Origin of the sequence: Flavobacterium sp. KACC 22761 (assembly GCF_034058155.1) — a bacterium.
Taxonomy (GTDB): Bacteria; Bacteroidota; Bacteroidia; order Flavobacteriales; family Flavobacteriaceae; genus Flavobacterium.
Genome location: NZ_CP139148.1, coordinates 3,497,190 through 3,516,036, shown reverse-complemented (window position 1 = coordinate 3,516,036; position 18,847 = coordinate 3,497,190). Strand labels below are relative to the sequence as shown.

The window sequence follows — 18,847 nt, the reverse complement described above, 5'->3', positions numbered from 1 at the left end:
TTTTAATTTATTAATGGTATTTTTATTATAAAGGTGCTACCTTTTCCTTTTTCGCTTTCAACATATACTTGACCGTTATGGTCTTCAACTATTCTTTTTACATACGCCAATCCCAAACCATGTCCTTTAACATTGTGCAGATCTCCTGTGTGTTCTCTGTAAAACTTCTCAAATACTCGTTTTTGAGCTATCTTACTCATTCCCAAACCATGATCTTTTACTTTTATCAGAATCATATCTTTTACATTTTCAGTAAAGATTTCGATTTCTGGAATATCTGGCGAATATTTAATTGCATTTTCTAAAATATTAACCAATACATTGGTAAAGTGCACTTCATTTATCAAACAAGTGGTTCTTGCAGCATTGTAATGTTTAACGACTGTCCCTTGTCTGTCTTCTAAAATCAGATTTACGTGCTCAATTGCATCATCAATAATATCAGTAATAACGGTTGGCTCTTTAGTGATATCTAATTCTCTCTTTTCTAATTTAGAAATTCGAAGAACGTTTTCAACCTGTGCATGCATTCTTTTATTTTCGTCCCTGATCATTTGAAGATATCGATAGACTTTTTCTTTATCTTCAATAACTTTTGGGCTTCTAATAGCATCTAGTGCTAAATTTATCGTCGCAATTGGAGTTTTAAACTCATGCGTCATATTGTTTATAAAATCTGTTTTGATTTCAGATATATGCTTTTGACGCAACAATTGATTTAATGCACTTGTGTATGCTATTATGATAATAAGCGTAAAAACAATAGACAATATTGTGATGCTCAATAATTCTGACAGCAAAAATTTCTTTTTGTACGGAAATGTTAAAAACAATTCATATTTGCTGTTACCTTCATTATCAGTATAAATTGGCACATGATAGCTCAAATCTTTATCATAATGAAAGCCATCAGATTTTACTTTTGTTGGCAAACCACTACTCAGAACACCAAACTCAAATTTGGTTTTAACACCATATTCCTCCAATTCTTTCTTTAAGAGTTTATAAAGTTTGTCTTTTGTAATTCTGCCTTCAATAGGAGTCAGCGAAGCGATATCTTTGTACTGAATTTGTTGCTGTACTTTATTTAAGATATCTAAACTGCCTGATTTTTCAATTTTCAAATCAGGAATGATAGTCTGTCCTAAAGAATTATTATCAATACCATTATTGTTATTGTAGACTTCAGTTACACGTTTAGAACTAAAGTTCTTAAATCTTTCACTACTGAATTTTTTATTGAAAAGCGAACCGCTTATATCATAATCTTCAGAAGTCAGTGTATTTGAATATACAATCGTTTTATTTGTTTTTGTATTTCTCTGAACGTACAAAACCTCCAGCAAGTCTTCTTTTTTTGGAATTTTGCCTGTACTATCTTTTATGCGGTTGTATTTATCGTAAAAGCTGTATTCTTCTTGCTGTTCAAGCTTATCAGCTACATTCCCAATTACTTGAGTAACGTGGTATTTAAATTGCTCATCATTGTTTTTGAACGACGAATTGAACCAAAATACCTGAACCAGAATTATCCCTATCAAGGACAAACTCATAAGCAAAACAAGTATTCTAAAAAATAATTTATTCATCGAAACAAAATTAATATTTTAACAATATACTAAATAATACATTAACCAAATATTAACATTTAAGACTGATTTTGTTTTATATTTAAAATTTTAAGAATTTTAACAACTTCTTCTCTAGCAATTTTAAGATTTACGTTATTAATAACAAAATTACTCTTGGAAATGCGATCTTCATCTTTCCATTGCATTTGCATTCTGCTTAAAACTTGTTCTCGTGTGGTATTATCTCGTTTTAAGACTCTTTCAATCCTAACTTCTACTGGGGCGGTAACCGTAATTATACTATCACATTCTTTATATCGTCCACTTTCAAACAATATTGCGGCCTCATAAATCACATATTCCTCTTTTTTATGCAACAAAAGCCATGCCTCAAAATCTTTTTTTACTGCGGGATGCACAATTTCATTCAACTGTGCGAGCTTTTCCGAATTATTAAATACAATATCAGCAAGTTTTGCTCTGTTTAAGACATTCTTTTCAAAAAGAGCTGTTCCAAATGTCTTTTTAATTTTTTCGATGACTTCTTCGGACTGCATCACTGCTTTTGCACCATCATCAGCAATATAAACAGGAACTCCCATTTCTTGGAAATAGTTTGCAACAGTCGTTTTGCCGCTCCCTATTCCACCAGTTAAGCCAATAACTTTTGTCATTTTTATATTTTAAAAAACATTTTAGGAAACGCTTCTTGTGGCTTCTTTTTCAAAAGAATAACTTTTACAAATGATTCTAAAAATCCCGTTCCGTAACCATAAAATTGTTTCCACACTGCAATTACTGAAAGATACCCAATCTTGATGCTTTTATTTTGAACACTTGATGTAAGAAAAATAATAACGAAATATACAAAATATAATTGTAATAAAATATCAATGTTGAAAATTAACAATAAAAAAGCTAATAATAATCCAAACAGGAAGAATGTTGGAAAGAAAAAAGTTAATTTATTATGCTCTGGGTACCAACTATTTAGAATTGGTCGAGCTATTCCGAATTTGTGCACTTGAACAGAAAACTTCTCCCAATCAATTCGGCGTTTGTGATACACGTATGCTTCTGAAAACAATCTGGTTTCGAAACCTAAATTCCACAAACGAATTGACAAATCTGGATCTTCTCCTGGGTGAATATTGCCAAAACCTTTTGATACCAGAAATGCTTTTTTTGAAATTCCCATATTAAAACTTCTTGGCTGAAATTTGCTGATTTTTTCAGAACCCCCACGAATTCCCCCAGTTGTCAAAAAGGATGTCATTGCAAAATTAATTGCTTTTTGAATGCTTGAAAAACTAGCCAGTGCTTTGTCTGGACCTCCAAAACAATCTACATATTTTTCATTGAGCGCTTTTCTAACTTCGGTCAAATAATTAGGCGGAATAATACAATCTGAGTCAAAAATGATGAAATAATCACCTCTAGCTTTCTGCATTCCAAAATTTCTTGAATCGCCTGGCCCTGAATTTTCTTTAAAATAATACGAAATATTCAGTTTTCCTTGATACGTCATTACTACATCCTTGCACGGAATCGAAGAGCCGTCTTCAACAAGCACAATTTCAAAAGGTTCATTATAATCAGATTTTGTAAGACTTTCTAAAAGTTCATCAACTTCATCTGGACGATTATACACGGGTATAATTAAAGAAAAAATCATAACAGGATATGCGGTATTAGAATGGCAATTTTTTTATAATTCAAAATTTTAACAAAGATAGGCTATATTCATAAAAAAACCATCAACTTTTGGTTGATGGTTTTTCAATTTATATTTTTCAATATCCTTATTTGATACTTTCAATTTCAACGATTTCATTTGCCTCAGCCTGATAATCAACTCCTGCAAATTCAAATCCGAATAAATTCAAGAAATCATTTCTGTATCCAGCTAAATCACCAATTTCTGGCAAGCTCTCAGTCGTAGCTTCTAACCAAAGTTTAGCCACTTTTTCTTGAACATCGTCTCTCATTTCCCAATCATCAATTCTGATTCTTCCTTTTTCATCAACTGGAACCTCAGAACCATTGTATAATCTGTCTTGGAATAAACGTTGGATTTGTTCAATACAACCTTCATGAATTCCTTCTTCTTTCATGATTTTGTAAAGAAGAGAAATATACAACGGAATTACAGGAATTGCAGAACTTGCTTGAGTAACCAATGCTTTGTTTACAGAAACATAAGCTTTTCCTCCAATAGCTTTTAAACTATCAGAAATAGTAAATGCTGTAGCCTCTAAGTGATCTTTTGCACGGCCAATTGTACCTTTACGGTAAACCGCTTCAGTCAATGATGGCCCAATATAAGAATAAGCAACTGTTGTAGCGCCATCAGCTAATAAACCTTCAGCTTTTAAAGCATCAATCCACATTGCCCAGTCTTCTCCGCCCATTACAGCAACTGTATTTTCGATATCTTCTTCATTTGCTGGGGCAATTGAAACCTCAGAAACTTTTCCCGTATGAAAATCAACTGTTTTATTTGTAAAAGTTTGTCCAATTGGCTTCAAAACCGAACGGTGCGTAACACCAGTATTAGGATTTGTACGAACTGGAGAAGCCAAACTGTAAATTACAAGATCAACTTGACCTAAATCAGCTTTGATCAAATCAAGTGTTTCTCTTTTAATTTCGTTTGAAAACGCATCTCCGTTGATGCTTTTTGCATATAAACCTGCTTTATGAGCTTCTTTTTCAAATGCTGCAGAATTGTACCAACCTGGTGAAGCTGTTTTACCTTCAACTGGTGGTTTTTCAAAAAACACTCCAATTGTTGATGCATCAGATCCAAAAGCACTTGTGATTCTTGAAGCTAATCCAAAACCTGTTGAAGCTCCAATAACTAATACTTTTTTAGCACCAGCAATTGCTCCTTTTGATTTTACATACTCTATTTGATTTTTCACATTTTGCTCAGCTCCCTTTGGATGGGCAGTCAAGCAAATAAAGCCTCTCATTCTAGGTTCTATAATCATATTTTCTTGTTTATTCGTTAATATAGCAATCATCAATTCAGATGATTAATTAACTTATTTAGCTTTGTTTAATTCGTTTTTAGATGACAAATATAAAGTATTTCTTTAGTTCAACAAGGCTTTGGCATGATTTAAAGCCGAATCAGAGACAACTGCTCCTGATAACATTTGAGCAATTTCGATAACTCTTTCGTCCTGAGACAAAAGCTTTAATTCTGATTGTGTATCGTCATCAATAGTTGATTTGAAAACTTTAAAGTGTGAATCTCCTTTTGCAGCAATTTGTGGCAAATGGGTAATGGCAAAAATTTGCATTGTTGTACTCATTTCTTTCATGATTTCACCCATTCTAATAGCGATTTCTCCCGAAACACCAGTATCAATCTCATCGAAAATCAATGTTGGAAGTTTTGAATATTGGGCTAAAATTGCTTTTACAGCGAGCATAATTCGGGACATTTCTCCTCCTGATGCCACTTTTTTAAGCAACCCAAAGTCGGTTCCTTTATTTGCTGAAAACAAAAATTGCAGTTCGTCTTTACCATTAGAAAAATAATTTTCGGATGGCAAAAGTTGAATAGCGAAACGTACATTTGGCATTCCTAATGTTTCTAAAATCGAAATGAGTTTGTTGGATAAAACCGGAATCGCATTCAAACGATTTTGATGAATCAATGCAGAAAAAGCATCCAACTCCACTATTTCCTGATCAATCACTTTTGTCAACGAAGCGATTTCTTCTTCAATATTTCCTAACTCTAAAACCGTATTACTTAATGCGGCTTCAATTTGGATCAATTCGTCAACAGTGGCTACTTGATGTTTCTTTTGAAGATTATAAATCAGTTGCAGTTTTTGGCTTATCATTTCTAATTGAGCCGGATCGCTCAGTAATTTTTCAGAACAATTTTGGAGCTCTTTCGAAACATCATCAAATTCAATTGTCAAACTTATTATTCTTTCAGATAAAGCTTGATATTCTGCAGAAAATGGAGCAATTTTTTGAAGCGCCGTTTTTACTTCGTTTAAATTATGCAAAACCCCGAATTGCTCTTCATTGGCAATTGTCAAAGATTTATCTAACGATTCCTTTATCGCCTCGATATTATTCAGTTTTTCAAAATCAGCTTCAAGTTCTTCTTGTTCTCCCGATTTTAATTTCGCCGAAACCAATTCATTCAATAAAAAAGTATTGTACTCTTGTTCTTTTCCTGAATCGCTTTGTTTTTTCAGCAAAGTATTAAGTTTTGACTTATCTGATTTATATGTTTTTAATAATTTTTGATAGTCTAAAATCACTTCTCCATTATTTGCAATGGCATCAATTATTTTAAACTGAACGCTTTCATCAGACAATTCCTGAGTTTGCTGTTGCGAATGAATATCGATTAAAAACAAACTTAAATCTTGTAATTCCTGCAGATTTACAGGGCTGTCATTTATAAAGGCACGAGATTTTCCTGAAGGCAAAATTTCTCTTCGAATGATAGTTTCATCTTCATAATCCAAATCATTTGCTTCAAAAAATTCTTTTAAATTGTATTTTGAGATTTCAAATTGTGCTTCGATTACGCATTTTTCTTCTTTGTTTTTCAGAGAAGTCAAATCGGCTCTTTTTCCAAGAACCAACCCTAAAGCACCTAAAATAATCGATTTACCTGCTCCTGTTTCACCTGTAATTATTGAAAATCCTTTTGAAAAATCGATAGAAAGTTTTTCAATCAAAGCATAATTTTTAATCGACAGCGAAGTAATCATAAAATAAATTTGAGGATATATTAGTTAATGGCGAACGTAAAAATAAGACTAAAAAAGCAACTAAAACTTAATTTGCGTCCATTTTGTACTGTTCAGCGGCGAAACTTTATTCAAAACATCGGTTAAGTCTGAGACAGAAACACTTGGCCCACCAGAAAATATCGACGTTATCTCATCTGATTTTGCATCAAAAAAGACTCGTGTTAAAAAAGCATTCGGCTTGACCGTATTAAATTTCCCAATCAGCAACAATGAAGCTTTAATTCTTTCCTTAGCGCCTTTCAAATCGTCGCTCATTTTATCCAAGCCTGTGTGATACATATAGGTAACTTGACGAAGATCGCTGTACATTGGCGAAATCATATCGGTGATCAAATAGTAACGATTTTGAATACCATCTGCTTGGCTCCATCCTTTTGAACCGCCTTGTTGCGCCACATTTGCAATATTCTGTGCCATTTGAAGATATTGATTTCCGGCTCCCATTTGAAAAGTATCTGCATCCATTCCTAAAATCATGTAGCAGTAAAACGAAATGACCGAAACCAGATTTGACTCATAAGTGGTTGGATTAAACAGCAAAGGCTCGTATTCTGTGTATCTGAAATTAAAATCTTTGTCATTATAATTCAGTACTGGAGAAGAGTATGTGGAATTAAAAATCAATCGCGAAGATTGCACTTGAATTGTTCCTGAAAATTGATCTGAACTGTTTGAAGACAATGTAATATACATCGAGCAGTTAATTCGTTCATTTTGCTTTAAAACTGATCCAGTCCAGTCTGTTTTATTTACAAATTCAGACAATGAAGTTTGAAGGGTTTTAAAAACTTGCTGATTTGGATTTGGCAATCTTTCCGTATTAATTGTTACAATACAGTTTAGTTGTTGTGCCTGAGTAAAGCCAAAAAATAAAAACATTAAAAATGTAACTGCTTTATTCATAAAAAAAAGATTTGTGTTGATGTAAAATTGATGTTGATACTCTATTTTAAACTTTAAAAAAGTTATTATTTCGAAAAATGCAAAATCACTTTGTTTAAAATATCAACAGCAACAGACTCTTTTGATTTTAATTCCATTGGCTCGATTTTAAAATTTTTGTCAATAAAAGTAACTTTATTAGTTTCTTTTTTAAAACCTGCGCCTTCATCCTGCAAGGAATTAAGAACAATCAAATCTAAGTTTTTTTTCTGAATTTTCAGCTTAGCATTTTCAATTTCATTTTGAGTTTCCAAAGCAAATCCAATTAAAAACTGAGTTTTCTTGATTGCTCCCAATGAAGCTAAAATATCTTTTGTTTTTTCAAGTTCAATTGAAAATTCTTCGGCTGCTTTTTTAATTTTCTGCGTAGCCACTACTTTTGGCCTGTAATCTGCCACAGCTGCCGCCGCAATTGCCACGTCTACATCATTATAATGCAAATGACAAGCATCATACATGTCTTGCGCAGAAACCACATTTACAACTTCGATCGAACTGTTTTTTGCCTTAAAATGAGTTGGGCCAGCAATTAAAATTACCTGCGCACCTAATTTTGCTGCTTCGTTTGCGATATCAAAACCCATCTTTCCAGATGAATGATTTCCTATAAAACGTACAGGATCTATCGCTTCGTATGTTGGACCGGCAGTTATTAGTATTTTTTTTCCTACTAATGGAAGTTTGCTTTGCAAATCGGCTTCAAGAAAAGCCACAATATTCTCAGGCTCAGCCATTCGCCCTTCACCAGACAGACCACTCGCCAATTCGCCACTTTCAGCAGGAATCATAATATTTCCGAATTGCTTCAAAGCTGCAAAACTAGACAAAGTTGACGGATGCTTATACATATCCAAATCCATTGCCGGAGCAAAATAAACAGGACATTTAGCCGATAAATAGGTTGCAATCAAAAGATTATCACAGTTTCCTGTTGTCATTTTAGACAACGTGTTTGCTGTTGCCGGAGCAATCAACATGAAATCAGCCCAAAGCGCCAGATCAACATGGTTGTTCCAGACAGCGTCTTGATCATCTTCATTAAAGAAACTTGAATGTACAGGATTTTTTGATAACGTAGATAACGTCAATGGAGTTACAAAATCCTTAGAAGCAGGTGTCATTATCACTTGGACATGTGCACCTGCTTTTATGAAAAGTCGTACTAATGAGGCTGTTTTATAGGCTGCAATTCCGCCAGAAACTCCTAGCAGAATTTTTTTCCCGTTTAAAACTGACATTATACTATATTATTTGTTTGAACTTCTGTGGTAAGTTTTACCGTCTAACCATTCTTGAACAGCTAAAGCGTGTGGTTTTGGCAATTTTTCGTAAAATTTAGAAACTTCGATTTGCTCTTTATTTTCAAAAACTTCTTCAAGACTGTCATTGTAAGTCGCAAACTCTTCTAATTTCTCAGTTAATTCTTTTTTGATTTCAGAATTAATCTGGTTTGCTCTTTTAGCCATAATGGTAATTGCTTCATACACATTTCCTGTTGGCTCTTCAATAACTGTTTTGTTGTAAGTTATTGTATTTACAGGAGCATTCGTCTTTTTTAAATCCATGACTTTTTTTTATTTAGTATATTTTTGTAAATCCGTTTCAACACGGGCATTCATTTCGTCTGCCTGTTTTCTATATTTTGTATCGCTTTTAAACTTAATCAAGTTATTGTAAGCTACTTTTGCAACATTTAAACGTTCTTCCATTTTTTGAGGAACACTATTTATTGCCAATTGATATGCCGAATCATATTTGTAGAACAATGCATCTTCTTTAAAAGGCGTTCCAGGGAAATCAGCAATAAAATTATCAAATGCCACTAAAGCTGATTTATAATCAGAAATTGTATTGTATCCTTTAGCATTTTCGTATGCTTTTTTCTCCAATTTTCCGTTTAAAAGCTTCACAGTTTCGTTCGCCTGAGGAATATACTCAGAATTAGGATAATTATCTATAAAAGCTTGCAATTTCTCTAAAGCTTTTACTGTATCTGCCTGATCTAAACTATAAACCGGAGCTAATTTTGAATAACTGTATGCACCCAAGAATGCGGCTTCCTGCACTTTTTCACTTCGCGGATAACCTGATACAAAGCTTTCAAACTGATAACCCGCCAAATAATACTGGTGTGTTTTATAATAAGATTGTGAAAACATATAAAACAATTTTTCTGCTTGAGGCTTCCCTCTATACGAAGGCGCTAATTGCTCAAAAAGACGAATTGCTTTTGAATATTTACCTGCATCATACATTTTTGTTGCCATTTCAAATTTTGCTGCAACATCTTCGTTTTTTAATACCTTTTGGTAATCACTACAAGAACAAAAAAGGGCAACAACAATTAATAATGATACTATTTTTTTCATTTTCTTACTTTTATTATGATTCTCTCAGACAATTTGCCAAAGCAAAATCACACCGAAGTTTCGGTGCAAATTTAGTTATTAATTTAGCGACTGCAAAATAATTTTTTAGTATCTTAAAATACTAACACTTTAACAATTATTTAATGCTGTTTTTTACAAACTCATTCAGCCTCTCTGCTAAAGAATCATCTACAGAAACCAATGGAAGACGAACAGTATTATCAGCAATTCCAAGGGCTTGGAAGATTTGCTTAATTCCAGCTGGATTTCCCTGCTCAAAAATCATATCAATACTGTCTGATAAAAAATAATGTGTTTTAAAAGCATCAGCTACTTTTTTATTTAGACCTAAACGAATCATTTCTGAAAATTCTTTAGGAAAACCTTGACCAATTACAGAGATTACTCCTGCTCCACCTGCCAAAACGATTGGTAATGCAAGCATATCATCTCCAGAAATAACTAAGAAATCTTTTGGAGCATTTTTAATAAGCTGCATGGCTTGAGCCATATCTCCAGCTGCTTCTTTTATCGCTACAACATTTTCAAAATCATTAGCTAAACGAATTACTGTTGAAGGAAGCATATTGCTTGAAGTTCTTCCTGGAACATTATATAAGATTACAGGAATTGGAGATGCCTCAGCAATTGCTTTAAAATGCTGATAAATTCCTTCTTGCGTAGGTTTGTTATAATATGGCGAGACAGATAATATCGCTTCAAAAGCTGAAAAATCTCTTGTTTTTAATTCTTCAACAATCTGCATTGTATTATTTCCTCCCACTCCAAGAACTAGAGGCAATCTCCCTTTATTTACGTCGATTACTGTCTTTATAACCAACTCTTTTTCTTCTGATGTAAGGGTAGCATTTTCCGCTGTTGTTCCCATAACAACAAGATATTCAACTCCTCCATCGATAGAGAAGTTTACAATTCGTTGTAAAGCCTCGATGTCAACTGAAAAATCTTTTTTAAATGGAGTTACAAGCGCAACACCAGTTCCTATTAATGATTGCATATTTTTTATTATAATTTATTTTATACTTTTTAAATACCTAAACAATTCGGAAACAAATACTTTATAATTATTCATTTCTGTGTGTATCATCCATCGATTTAATCTTTGATCCACCGATGAGAATCCGATTTTAAATTTTGCTTTTGACCTGTTCGTCATTATCATCAAAATCGTTTTTTCGATTTCATAATAACTAACCAAAAGATCAAATTCTGCTTCTATAAATTCATTTAAAAAAGATTCTGAAAATTCTCCCATCCAATTGATGTGTCTTTCACCAAAAGTAGGTCTTGAATACGTTATTTTCTTCTCAAATTTATCTTTATAAACTGCAACTTTGATGTTTTTGCTAGCGATTCCGTGCTGGACAAGCTCATTTATCAATTCTTCTGATTTGCTAAACTTGCTTTCATCTATCAATAAACCAATTGTTTGTATCTTGCTAGTAAAGACTTCGTTTTTGACATTATGATTCAGGCTATTTTTTAATGATTTTTTTACAAATAATTCCTTTATATAATTTAAAAACATAGTATTTTTACCAGATTACAAAATTAATTATTTAAGTCGCATTTAAGATGGTAAAACTAAAAAAGTATAACGTATTTTTAAAACTTTTTGTTATATTCTTAACACTTTTTTTTATTTTCTCCTGTAGCCCTAAAAACTACAATTTAACTAAGATAGAAGGAAAACAGATTCCGATAACCGAAAAAGGTGCTGAAACTCCAGAAATCGAGAGTTTCATAAAGCCATACCGAGATCATATCAACAAAGATCTGGACAGCGTTTTGGCCTATTGCCCAGAGACTTTAGACAAAAGCAACGGAAAATGGCAAACTACAATTGGCAGTCTTATGGCTGATGTTTGTGTGCAGAGGGGAAACTTGGTTTTCAAAAAACGTGAAAACAAAACTATTGATTTATGTCTTTTAAATCATGGCGGTATTCGTGCTATTCTTCCAAAAGGAAATGTGACGACAAGAACTGCTTTTGAAATTATGCCTTTTGAAAACAATCTCGTTGTTCTAGGTTTGAAAGGAGAACAAGTTCAAGAAATCACTGCTTATATCATTAAGGAGAAAAAAGCCCAGCCACTTTCGGGAATGACATTTACAATTGCGAAAGACAAAACTGCTAAAAACATCATGATCCAAGGGAAACCTCTTGATTTAAATAAAATTTATTATGTCGCTACCAACGATTACCTAGCTAATCGAGGCGACAACATGAACTTCTTTGGCAAAAGTGTTGAGAAATATGATTTAAACTACAAACTTAGAGATGTATTGATCGATTATTTTAAAGAAGTAGATACAATTCCGGTTCCAAAAGACATCAGAATTACTGAAGAATAACATTTCAAGAAAAACTAAAATTCCACGCGTTTACGCAAAAAACATATTCAATGAAAAGAAGAGAATTTATCGAAAAAACTGCTGCAAGTACTGCTTTATTAAGTTTAGGATTGTCATTAAGCAGTTTTGAATCTAACGATATCAAGCACTTGACTATTTTACATACTAATGATGTTCATAGCCATATAGATCCTTTTCCTGCTGATGATCCAAGAAATGCAAACAAAGGTGGCGTATCTCGTCGCGCGGCATTGATTGAAAGCATTCGTCAGGAAAATCCAAATGTGCTTTTATTGGATGCGGGAGATATTTTTCAAGGAACTCCTTATTTTAATTATTACGGAGGAGAATTGGAATTCAAACTGATGAGCATGATGAAGTATGATGCTTCGACAATTGGAAATCATGATTTTGACAATGGTTTAGATGGTTTGTATGCTCAAATGCCTCACGCGAAATTCGAATTCATCAATTCGAATTACGACTTCAAAAATACAGTCATGAACGGACTTGTAAAACCTTATAAAATTTTCAACAAAAACGGAATCAAAGTTGGTGTTTTTGGTTTAGGAATCGAACTTGATGGTTTAGTTGATAAAAAAATGTATCAAGAAACGGTTTACAACGATCCTGTAGAAATTGCTCAAGACATGACGCAGTTACTGAAAAAGCAAGAAAAATGCGACTTGGTTATTTGCCTTTCACATCTTGGCTACAATTACAGAGACGACGAAAAGAAAATTTGTGATTTGAAATTAGCTGGATTAACACAAGATATTGATTTAATCATTGGCGGACATACGCATACTTTTCTTGACAAACCAACGATTGTAAAGAATAAAGCTGGCGAAAATGTATTGGTAAATCAAGTGGGTTGTTACGGAATTAATTTAGGCCGAATTGATTTTTATTTTGATAAAAACAAGAATCATACAAACCAAGGAAAATCAATTATTGTATAACATTTTCTTTTGGATCTTTGTTTTCTCAAGAAAATATTCGACCATAAAATAGTATCCTAAAATTTGTGTCACATCACGAATAAGTACTAAAACCACCGAATATGAAAAATACTGATTGAAAATATAAAAGATGTCTGAAAAAATATAGCTTATCGCCATTAAAGACATTAAAAGCGCCAAATGTGTTCCTTTTGTGATATAAGTGACAAATGAATAGTAGCTTAATACACTTAAAACAATTCCGTAAAAAGTATAAAGCACATTATATCTTTTCATATTGTCAAGCTGAAGGCTCAATACAGAAACCAACAAATAAACAATAAATATGACCACGATTGAAACGGGAAGAATATCCTTTCTTTTTAATTTTATTCTTTCGTGGTCTATTATAAAAAGCTTTAAAATCAATAAATAAACGATCAAAAAGCTTATTACTGCACCAAGTTCTGATATTTCGATATCCATCAAATCAAAAACTTGGCCTACAAAGCAAAAGAAAAAAATCACTCCTTCGGTTTTTCCAATTTTAAAATCACTGCTGATGATGAAATAGAAAAAAATGGCAGGCAAAACAACAGCCTTAGGATAAATTGCCAAAATATCCTGTTGTGTGTAGTCCAATATTATCGTAAATAATAAGGCTACAAAAAATAAAATCAAAGACGGTTTATTCGCTTTCATTTAATTTGGTTATAAAATCTTCCTCCGACAATATAGGAATATTCAATTTATTGGCTTTTTCTAATTTTGCTGGTCCCATGTTATCGCCTGCGACCACAAAATCAGTTTTTGCAGAAATCGAACTTCCTACCTTTCCTCCATTATCTTCGATTGTTTTTTTCAATTCATCTCTTGAAAACTGAGCAAATACGCCTGAAACAACAAATGTTTTTCCAATGAATTTTTCTGTAGCGTTGGGGTTAATTTTTTCAACTATTTCAAATTGAACGCCGTAACTTTTTAAACGCTCAATTATTCGTTTATTTTCTTCATTTTCAAAAAATTCAATTACGCTTTTGGCAATTCGTTCACCAATTTCATCGACTAAAACCAAATCCATTAGTGAAGCTTGTGCCAAAGCATCGATGCTTTTATAATGTTTGGCCAATTTTTTAGCAACAGTTTCGCCTACAAAACGAATTCCTAGAGCAAAAAGAACACTTTCAAACGGAATTTCTTTCGACTTTTCAACGCCGTTTACTAAATTCTCTGCCGATTTTTGGGCCATTCTTTCCAAGTGCAAAATATCTTCGACTTTCAATTCATATAAATCAGCATAATTATGAACTAATCCATTTTTGAAAAGCAAAGCTACTGTTTCGCCACCTAGCCCTTCAATATCCATTGCTTTTCTAGAAATGTAATGTTGCACTCGGCCAATAATCTGTGGCGGACATCCGTAGAAATTTGGACAATAATGATTTGCTTCGCCTTCATTTCGAACCAATTCAGTCTCACATTCTGGACAATGCGTAATATAATGTGTCTTTTCTGAATTTTCTGGTCGTTTATCTAAATCAACTGCAATAATCTTCGGGATGATTTCTCCTCCTTTTTCGACAAAAACAGTGTCATTTATTCTAATATCTAATTTTTCAATTTGATCTGCATTATGCAATGAAGCTCTTTTTACAATCGTTCCCGCTAATTGAACAGGCGCTAAATTGGCTACCGGAGTAATTGCTCCTGTACGTCCAACTTGATATGAAATTGAATTTAATTTAGTCGAAACTTGTTCGGCCTTGAATTTATAAGCTATTGCCCAACGCGGTGATTTTGCGGTGTAGCCCAATTCTTCTTGGTACTGAATATTGTTCACTTTTATTACAACACCATCTGTTTCATAGGGCAAATTATGTCTGTGCGTATCCCAGTAATCGATAAAATCAAAAACTTCGTTCATATTATCAACCAATTTTGCTTCCTTCGGTACTTTAAATCCCCATTTTCTTGCTGATTCCAATCCTTCAAATTGGGAAGAAAAAGGTAAATTATTCCCTATAACAAAATACAATAGACATTCCAACGGACGTTTAGCAACCTCAGCACTATCTTGAAGCTTCAAACTACCAGAAGCCGTATTTCTTGGATTTGAATAAGGCGTTTCTCCTATTTCAATCAATTCCTGATTCATTTTTTCAAAACCAGCATAAGGCAAAATTATTTCTCCTCGGATATCAAATTTTTCAGGATAATTTCCTTTTAGCTGCAACGGCACCGATTTTATCGTTTTGATATTATTTGTTACCTCATCGCCTTGAAAGCCATCTCCACGCGTCAATGCCTGAACTAGCTTTCCGTTTTCATAGGTAATACTGATTGACGCTCCATCATATTTTAATTCACAAGTATATTCTAATTTTACATTTCCTAAGACCTTCTGAATTCGATTTTCCCAATCTAACAAATCTTCTTTAGAATAGGAATTATCTAAAGAATACATACGATATTGATGCGCGATTGTTTTGAAATTTTTAGTAATTGCACCTCCCACTCGCTGGGTTGGCGAATTTTCATCAAAAAATTCTGGATGTTTGTTTTCTAAATCTTGAAGTTCTTTAAGTTTAATATCGAAATCATAGTCTGAAATTGTAGCATTATCAAGCACATAGTAATTGTAATTGTGCTGGTTAAGTTCCTCTCGTAAAGCTTGAATATTTTCTTGAATTGTCATAAGATATTATAATGATGCAGATTGTAATTTTGAATAATTGAATATCAAAATTAGGATTATTTTTTTTCAAAAACATCATAGAAACTAAAGTTTTAAAAAATCAAAAATCAAGTCACAAAACAATGTGACTTGATTTTCTTCTTGTCCACTATTCTTAAAAAAGAATTAAACAAAACCAACTTCCAAATGGTTTCTTCGTTTTATATTTTCAGTATTGATAATCAAATAATTAGCCTGCAAATATAAAACTATTTCTGGATAATGATAAAGTCAGAACGTCTATTTAACAAATGCTCTTCTTCGGTGCATTTTACTCCGTTTTTGCATTTGTTAATTAATCTGCTTTCTCCGTAACCTTTTGCGCTCTCAATGCGAGAAGCATCAATTCCTTGAGAAATAATATAATCACGAGTTGATTTTGCTCTATTGTCTGAAAGTTTCAGATTATACGAGTCTTTCCCTCTAGAATCGGTGTATGATTCAATTTTGATTCTGATGTTTGGAAATTTCTGCATAATGAAAACTACTTTAGTCAATTCTTCAACTGCCAAAGGCGTAATGTCATATTTATCGTAATCAAAATAAATTGGTTTAACATCAACTTTTTCAACGCCTTTGCTTTTAACAACCAGATCATCATAATTACTCAATTCAAAGTTGACATCTTTAATTTCGCCACCGTTTTCTTTAGTGGTTTCAACCGTTTTTTCGTCACTGGCATAATTTGGCTTTGCCGCAATCATTTTCACATTTTTCCCACAAGGCACTTCAATAGCATATTTACCTTCAAAATTTGTTTTTGTTTCACCAAGAACTTCGCTGTATGAATTGTAAGCCATAATTGAAACATCAGTAAGAGGCAATCTAGTCTTTTTATCGATTGCCATTCCTGAAATTGTCTGGTTGCAAACCGGTTTTCCTTTTACAAAAGAATAAATATCATCATCGCCTTTTCCTCCTTCTCTATTTGATGAAACATAACCGTAGGTTTCTTTGCTGTCAATTACAAAAGTAAAATCGTCTTTATTGCTGTTAATTGGTTCGCCTAAATTTACTGGATCAGAAAAAGTTCCGTCGGGCAAAAGTTTGCTTTCGTAAACATCTAAATCTCCCAAACCATAATGACCGTCAGAAGAAAAATAAAGCTTTCCGTTTCTGAAATAAGGAAAAACTTCATTCCCTAGCGTGTTGATTTTTGGACCAAGATTTACGGGAGAACTCATTGTTCCGTCGTCGGCGATTTTTACGTAATACAAATCGGTTTCGCCAATTCCGCCTTTCATATCAGAAGCAAAGAAAAGCCATTTTCCGTCTTCGCTTAATGAAGGATGTCCAACCGAATAATTGGCATTGTCGAAGAAAAGCTGCTGTGGATTTTCTAATTTATTGTTTACGATACTTCCTTTAACGATTTGAAAATTATTGGTTTTGCTTTCATCAATTACCAATTTGTTCTTTTTGACAATATTGGTAGAATAATAAATGGTTTTTCCGCTTGCATCAAAAGAAGCCGTTGCTTCGTGATACTTTGTCATTACATTTGGAAGAAATAATGTTTCGTTAAACAAACTTCCATCAGCTTGATTTCTTTCTGCCAAATACAGATTCAAGAAAGGCTGATTGTTCCAAGTGTATAACTTTTCACTAAATTTTGTAGTATCTCTAGCAGATGTAAAAACAATTCTGTCTTGAAAAAAAGTAGCTCCAAAATCAGATTTACTGGTATTAATATCTAAATTTTTGACTGTATAAAGTGATTTTGCTTTAGACAAACTATCGAGTTGTTTTTTCTGCGCAACATATCGGTTTATCTCATTTTGATCGCCTTTTTTATTCAGATATTCTTTTGTCATTTTGTCTGCCTGATCATAATTCTTTACCCCTTTCAAGGTTTGAATATAGCGCAAGTAGTAAATATCAGTTAAATTATTGCCTTGTGCTTCGTATAATTTTTTATACCATTTCATAGCATTTCTTTCATCGGAAATAAAATAATACGAATCGGCGGCGTTCTTTAGCGTCTGTGCTGATGGATTTTTGCTGTTTTGCAGAATTTCTTCGTATGCCTTTGACGCATCTGCGTAAGCATAATTTCTAAACAGCGCATCCGCTTTCTTTAAATTAGTCTTTTGAGCAAAACTAAACGTAATGCTCAAGACTAAACTTAGGATATATAGTTTTTTCATAGGTTTTGGATTTAGAAGAATCGTGGGGATTTGATTTTACTTTCGCCTTTGTTAAACTGGTAACGCAAGATAATCTCGTGCGATCCATCGTTGTATTTATTCAACTCACTAACGGTATAATCGAAAGCGTATCCAACATAAAAACTTTTAGAGATTTGAAAACCTGCCAAGATGCTCACAGAATCATCTGTTCTGTATGAACCCCCAATCACAAATTTTTCAGCAATCATAAAATTCGCCGATATATCAGCAGTAATTGGTGCTCCACTTACTGCTTTCACTAAAAATGCAGGTTTGAATTTTAAATTTGGATTCAAATCAAAAACATAACCTCCCATGAAATAATAATGCAAGCGATCATAGTTAATCGATTCCTGAACATCATCGTAATAATCATTTTGGATGAAACTTGGAACCGATGCTCCTACATACCATTTGTCAGTATAATAATAGATCCCCGCTCCAACGGCTAATTTTGCCTGATTGTCAATATTTTGATTTAACAACACATCATTTGGATCGTAATACCTCCCTTTTGACCAATCTACATTTAGCATTCTCATACCGGCTTTCAAACCAAAAGCTAATCTTTTTTCATATCCAAGCGGAATTGAGTAAGAAAAGTTTCCGTCAAGATAAAGTTCGTTTGATGGACCAATTTTGTCATTGACAACGCTAAGTCCTAAACCAACTTTCTCGTTTCGAAGCGGTGCGTGAATTGAAAAAGACTGTGTTTCTGGTGCTCCAGAAATTCCAACCCATTGTGAACGGTGTAAAAGTGTTGCTTCCAATGTGCCGGTAGACCCAGCATAAGCTGGATTTACCGCCATTGTATTGTACATATACTGAGTGTACTCCGGATCTTGCTGTGCGCTGGCACAGACTGTGATAAAAGAGCATATCAGTATAAAATATGCTTCTAATGATTTTATATATAGTTTCATAACGATACTTATTTAGTTTAATTAATTAGA

17 protein-coding genes are annotated in these 18,847 nt (G+C 33.1%); 2 read left to right on the top strand and 15 right to left on the bottom strand.

Going from position 1 to position 18,847, the window contains the following annotated elements:
- Positions 1-2: 2 nt before the first annotated feature.
- The 11 genes from SCB73_RS15250 to SCB73_RS15200 all read right to left on the bottom strand — a co-directional run bounded on the left by SCB73_RS15250 (position 3) and on the right by SCB73_RS15200 (position 11,224).
- The gene (locus tag SCB73_RS15250) at positions 3-1,589 is read right to left on the bottom strand and encodes a sensor histidine kinase (RefSeq protein WP_320567061.1); all 1,587 of its coding nucleotides are present in this window, start codon (positions 1,587-1,589) and stop codon (positions 3-5) included.
- 59 nt (positions 1,590-1,648) lie between these two features.
- Positions 1,649-2,245: a dephospho-CoA kinase gene (gene coaE / locus SCB73_RS15245; RefSeq protein WP_320567060.1), complete on the bottom strand. Its 597-nt coding sequence runs from the start codon at positions 2,243-2,245 to the stop codon at positions 1,649-1,651.
- Between the two features lie 2 nt (positions 2,246-2,247).
- Positions 2,248-3,246 (bottom strand): glycosyltransferase family 2 protein, encoded by a 999-nt coding sequence (locus tag SCB73_RS15240; RefSeq protein ID WP_320567059.1) that lies wholly within the window; start codon positions 3,244-3,246, stop codon positions 2,248-2,250.
- A 127-nt stretch (positions 3,247-3,373) separates the two neighbouring features.
- Positions 3,374-4,564: an enoyl-ACP reductase FabV gene (gene fabV, locus SCB73_RS15235; RefSeq protein WP_320570095.1), complete on the bottom strand. Its 1,191-nt coding sequence runs from the start codon at positions 4,562-4,564 to the stop codon at positions 3,374-3,376.
- Positions 4,565-4,669: 105 nt separating this feature from the next.
- Complete coding sequence (gene recN, locus SCB73_RS15230; protein WP_320567058.1) at positions 4,670-6,322, bottom strand: DNA repair protein RecN; 1,653 nt, start codon at positions 6,320-6,322, stop codon at positions 4,670-4,672.
- Positions 6,323-6,382: 60 nt separating this feature from the next.
- Complete coding sequence (gene porD / locus SCB73_RS15225) at positions 6,383-7,267, bottom strand: type IX secretion system protein PorD (protein ID WP_320567057.1); 885 nt, start codon at positions 7,265-7,267, stop codon at positions 6,383-6,385.
- Between the two features lie 65 nt (positions 7,268-7,332).
- Positions 7,333-8,544: a bifunctional phosphopantothenoylcysteine decarboxylase/phosphopantothenate--cysteine ligase CoaBC gene (gene coaBC, locus SCB73_RS15220; protein WP_320567056.1), complete on the bottom strand. Its 1,212-nt coding sequence runs from the start codon at positions 8,542-8,544 to the stop codon at positions 7,333-7,335.
- Positions 8,545-8,553: 9 nt separating this feature from the next.
- A complete protein-coding gene (locus SCB73_RS15215) occupies positions 8,554-8,871 on the bottom strand; it encodes a DNA-directed RNA polymerase subunit omega (RefSeq protein ID WP_008463064.1) in 318 nt (105 codons plus the stop codon).
- A 9-nt stretch (positions 8,872-8,880) separates the two neighbouring features.
- Positions 8,881-9,675, bottom strand: a complete 795-nt coding sequence (locus SCB73_RS15210) for an outer membrane protein assembly factor BamD (RefSeq protein WP_320567055.1) — start codon at positions 9,673-9,675, stop codon at positions 8,881-8,883.
- A gap of 136 nt (positions 9,676-9,811) precedes the next feature.
- Positions 9,812-10,693: a 4-hydroxy-tetrahydrodipicolinate synthase gene (gene dapA, locus SCB73_RS15205; RefSeq protein WP_320567054.1), complete on the bottom strand. Its 882-nt coding sequence runs from the start codon at positions 10,691-10,693 to the stop codon at positions 9,812-9,814.
- A gap of 15 nt (positions 10,694-10,708) precedes the next feature.
- Complete coding sequence (locus SCB73_RS15200) at positions 10,709-11,224, bottom strand: DUF6913 domain-containing protein (RefSeq protein ID WP_320567053.1); 516 nt, start codon at positions 11,222-11,224, stop codon at positions 10,709-10,711.
- Positions 11,225-11,271: 47 nt separating this feature from the next.
- Here SCB73_RS15200 and SCB73_RS15195 point away from each other — a divergent pair, with 47 nt between their 5' ends.
- Both SCB73_RS15195 and SCB73_RS15190 read left to right on the top strand, forming a co-directional pair.
- Complete coding sequence (locus SCB73_RS15195; RefSeq protein ID WP_320567052.1) at positions 11,272-12,051, top strand: 5'-nucleotidase; 780 nt, start codon at positions 11,272-11,274, stop codon at positions 12,049-12,051.
- A 50-nt stretch (positions 12,052-12,101) separates the two neighbouring features.
- Positions 12,102-13,013, top strand: coding sequence for a bifunctional metallophosphatase/5'-nucleotidase (locus tag SCB73_RS15190; protein WP_320567051.1), 912 nt, complete (start codon positions 12,102-12,104; stop codon positions 13,011-13,013).
- Here the strand turns inward: SCB73_RS15190 and SCB73_RS15185 are convergent.
- The 4 genes from SCB73_RS15185 to SCB73_RS15170 form a co-directional block, all read right to left on the bottom strand.
- Positions 12,999-13,694 carry a hypothetical protein gene (locus tag SCB73_RS15185; RefSeq protein WP_320567050.1) on the bottom strand — a complete coding sequence of 232 codons (696 nt, stop codon included), beginning with the start codon at positions 13,692-13,694 and terminating at the stop codon, positions 12,999-13,001. The genes SCB73_RS15190 and SCB73_RS15185 overlap by 15 nt on opposite strands.
- Positions 13,681-15,687 carry an NAD-dependent DNA ligase LigA gene (gene ligA, locus SCB73_RS15180; protein ID WP_320567049.1) on the bottom strand — a complete coding sequence of 669 codons (2,007 nt, stop codon included), beginning with the start codon at positions 15,685-15,687 and terminating at the stop codon, positions 13,681-13,683. Before ligA ends, SCB73_RS15185 begins: the two co-directional genes overlap by 14 nt.
- Positions 15,688-15,935: 248 nt before the next feature.
- The gene (locus SCB73_RS15175; protein ID WP_320567048.1) at positions 15,936-17,873 is read right to left on the bottom strand and encodes an OmpA family protein; all 1,938 of its coding nucleotides are present in this window, start codon (positions 17,871-17,873) and stop codon (positions 15,936-15,938) included.
- Positions 17,874-17,884: 11 nt separating this feature from the next.
- The gene (locus SCB73_RS15170) at positions 17,885-18,817 is read right to left on the bottom strand and encodes a PorP/SprF family type IX secretion system membrane protein (RefSeq protein ID WP_320567047.1); all 933 of its coding nucleotides are present in this window, start codon (positions 18,815-18,817) and stop codon (positions 17,885-17,887) included.
- Positions 18,818-18,847 lie beyond the last annotated feature (30 nt).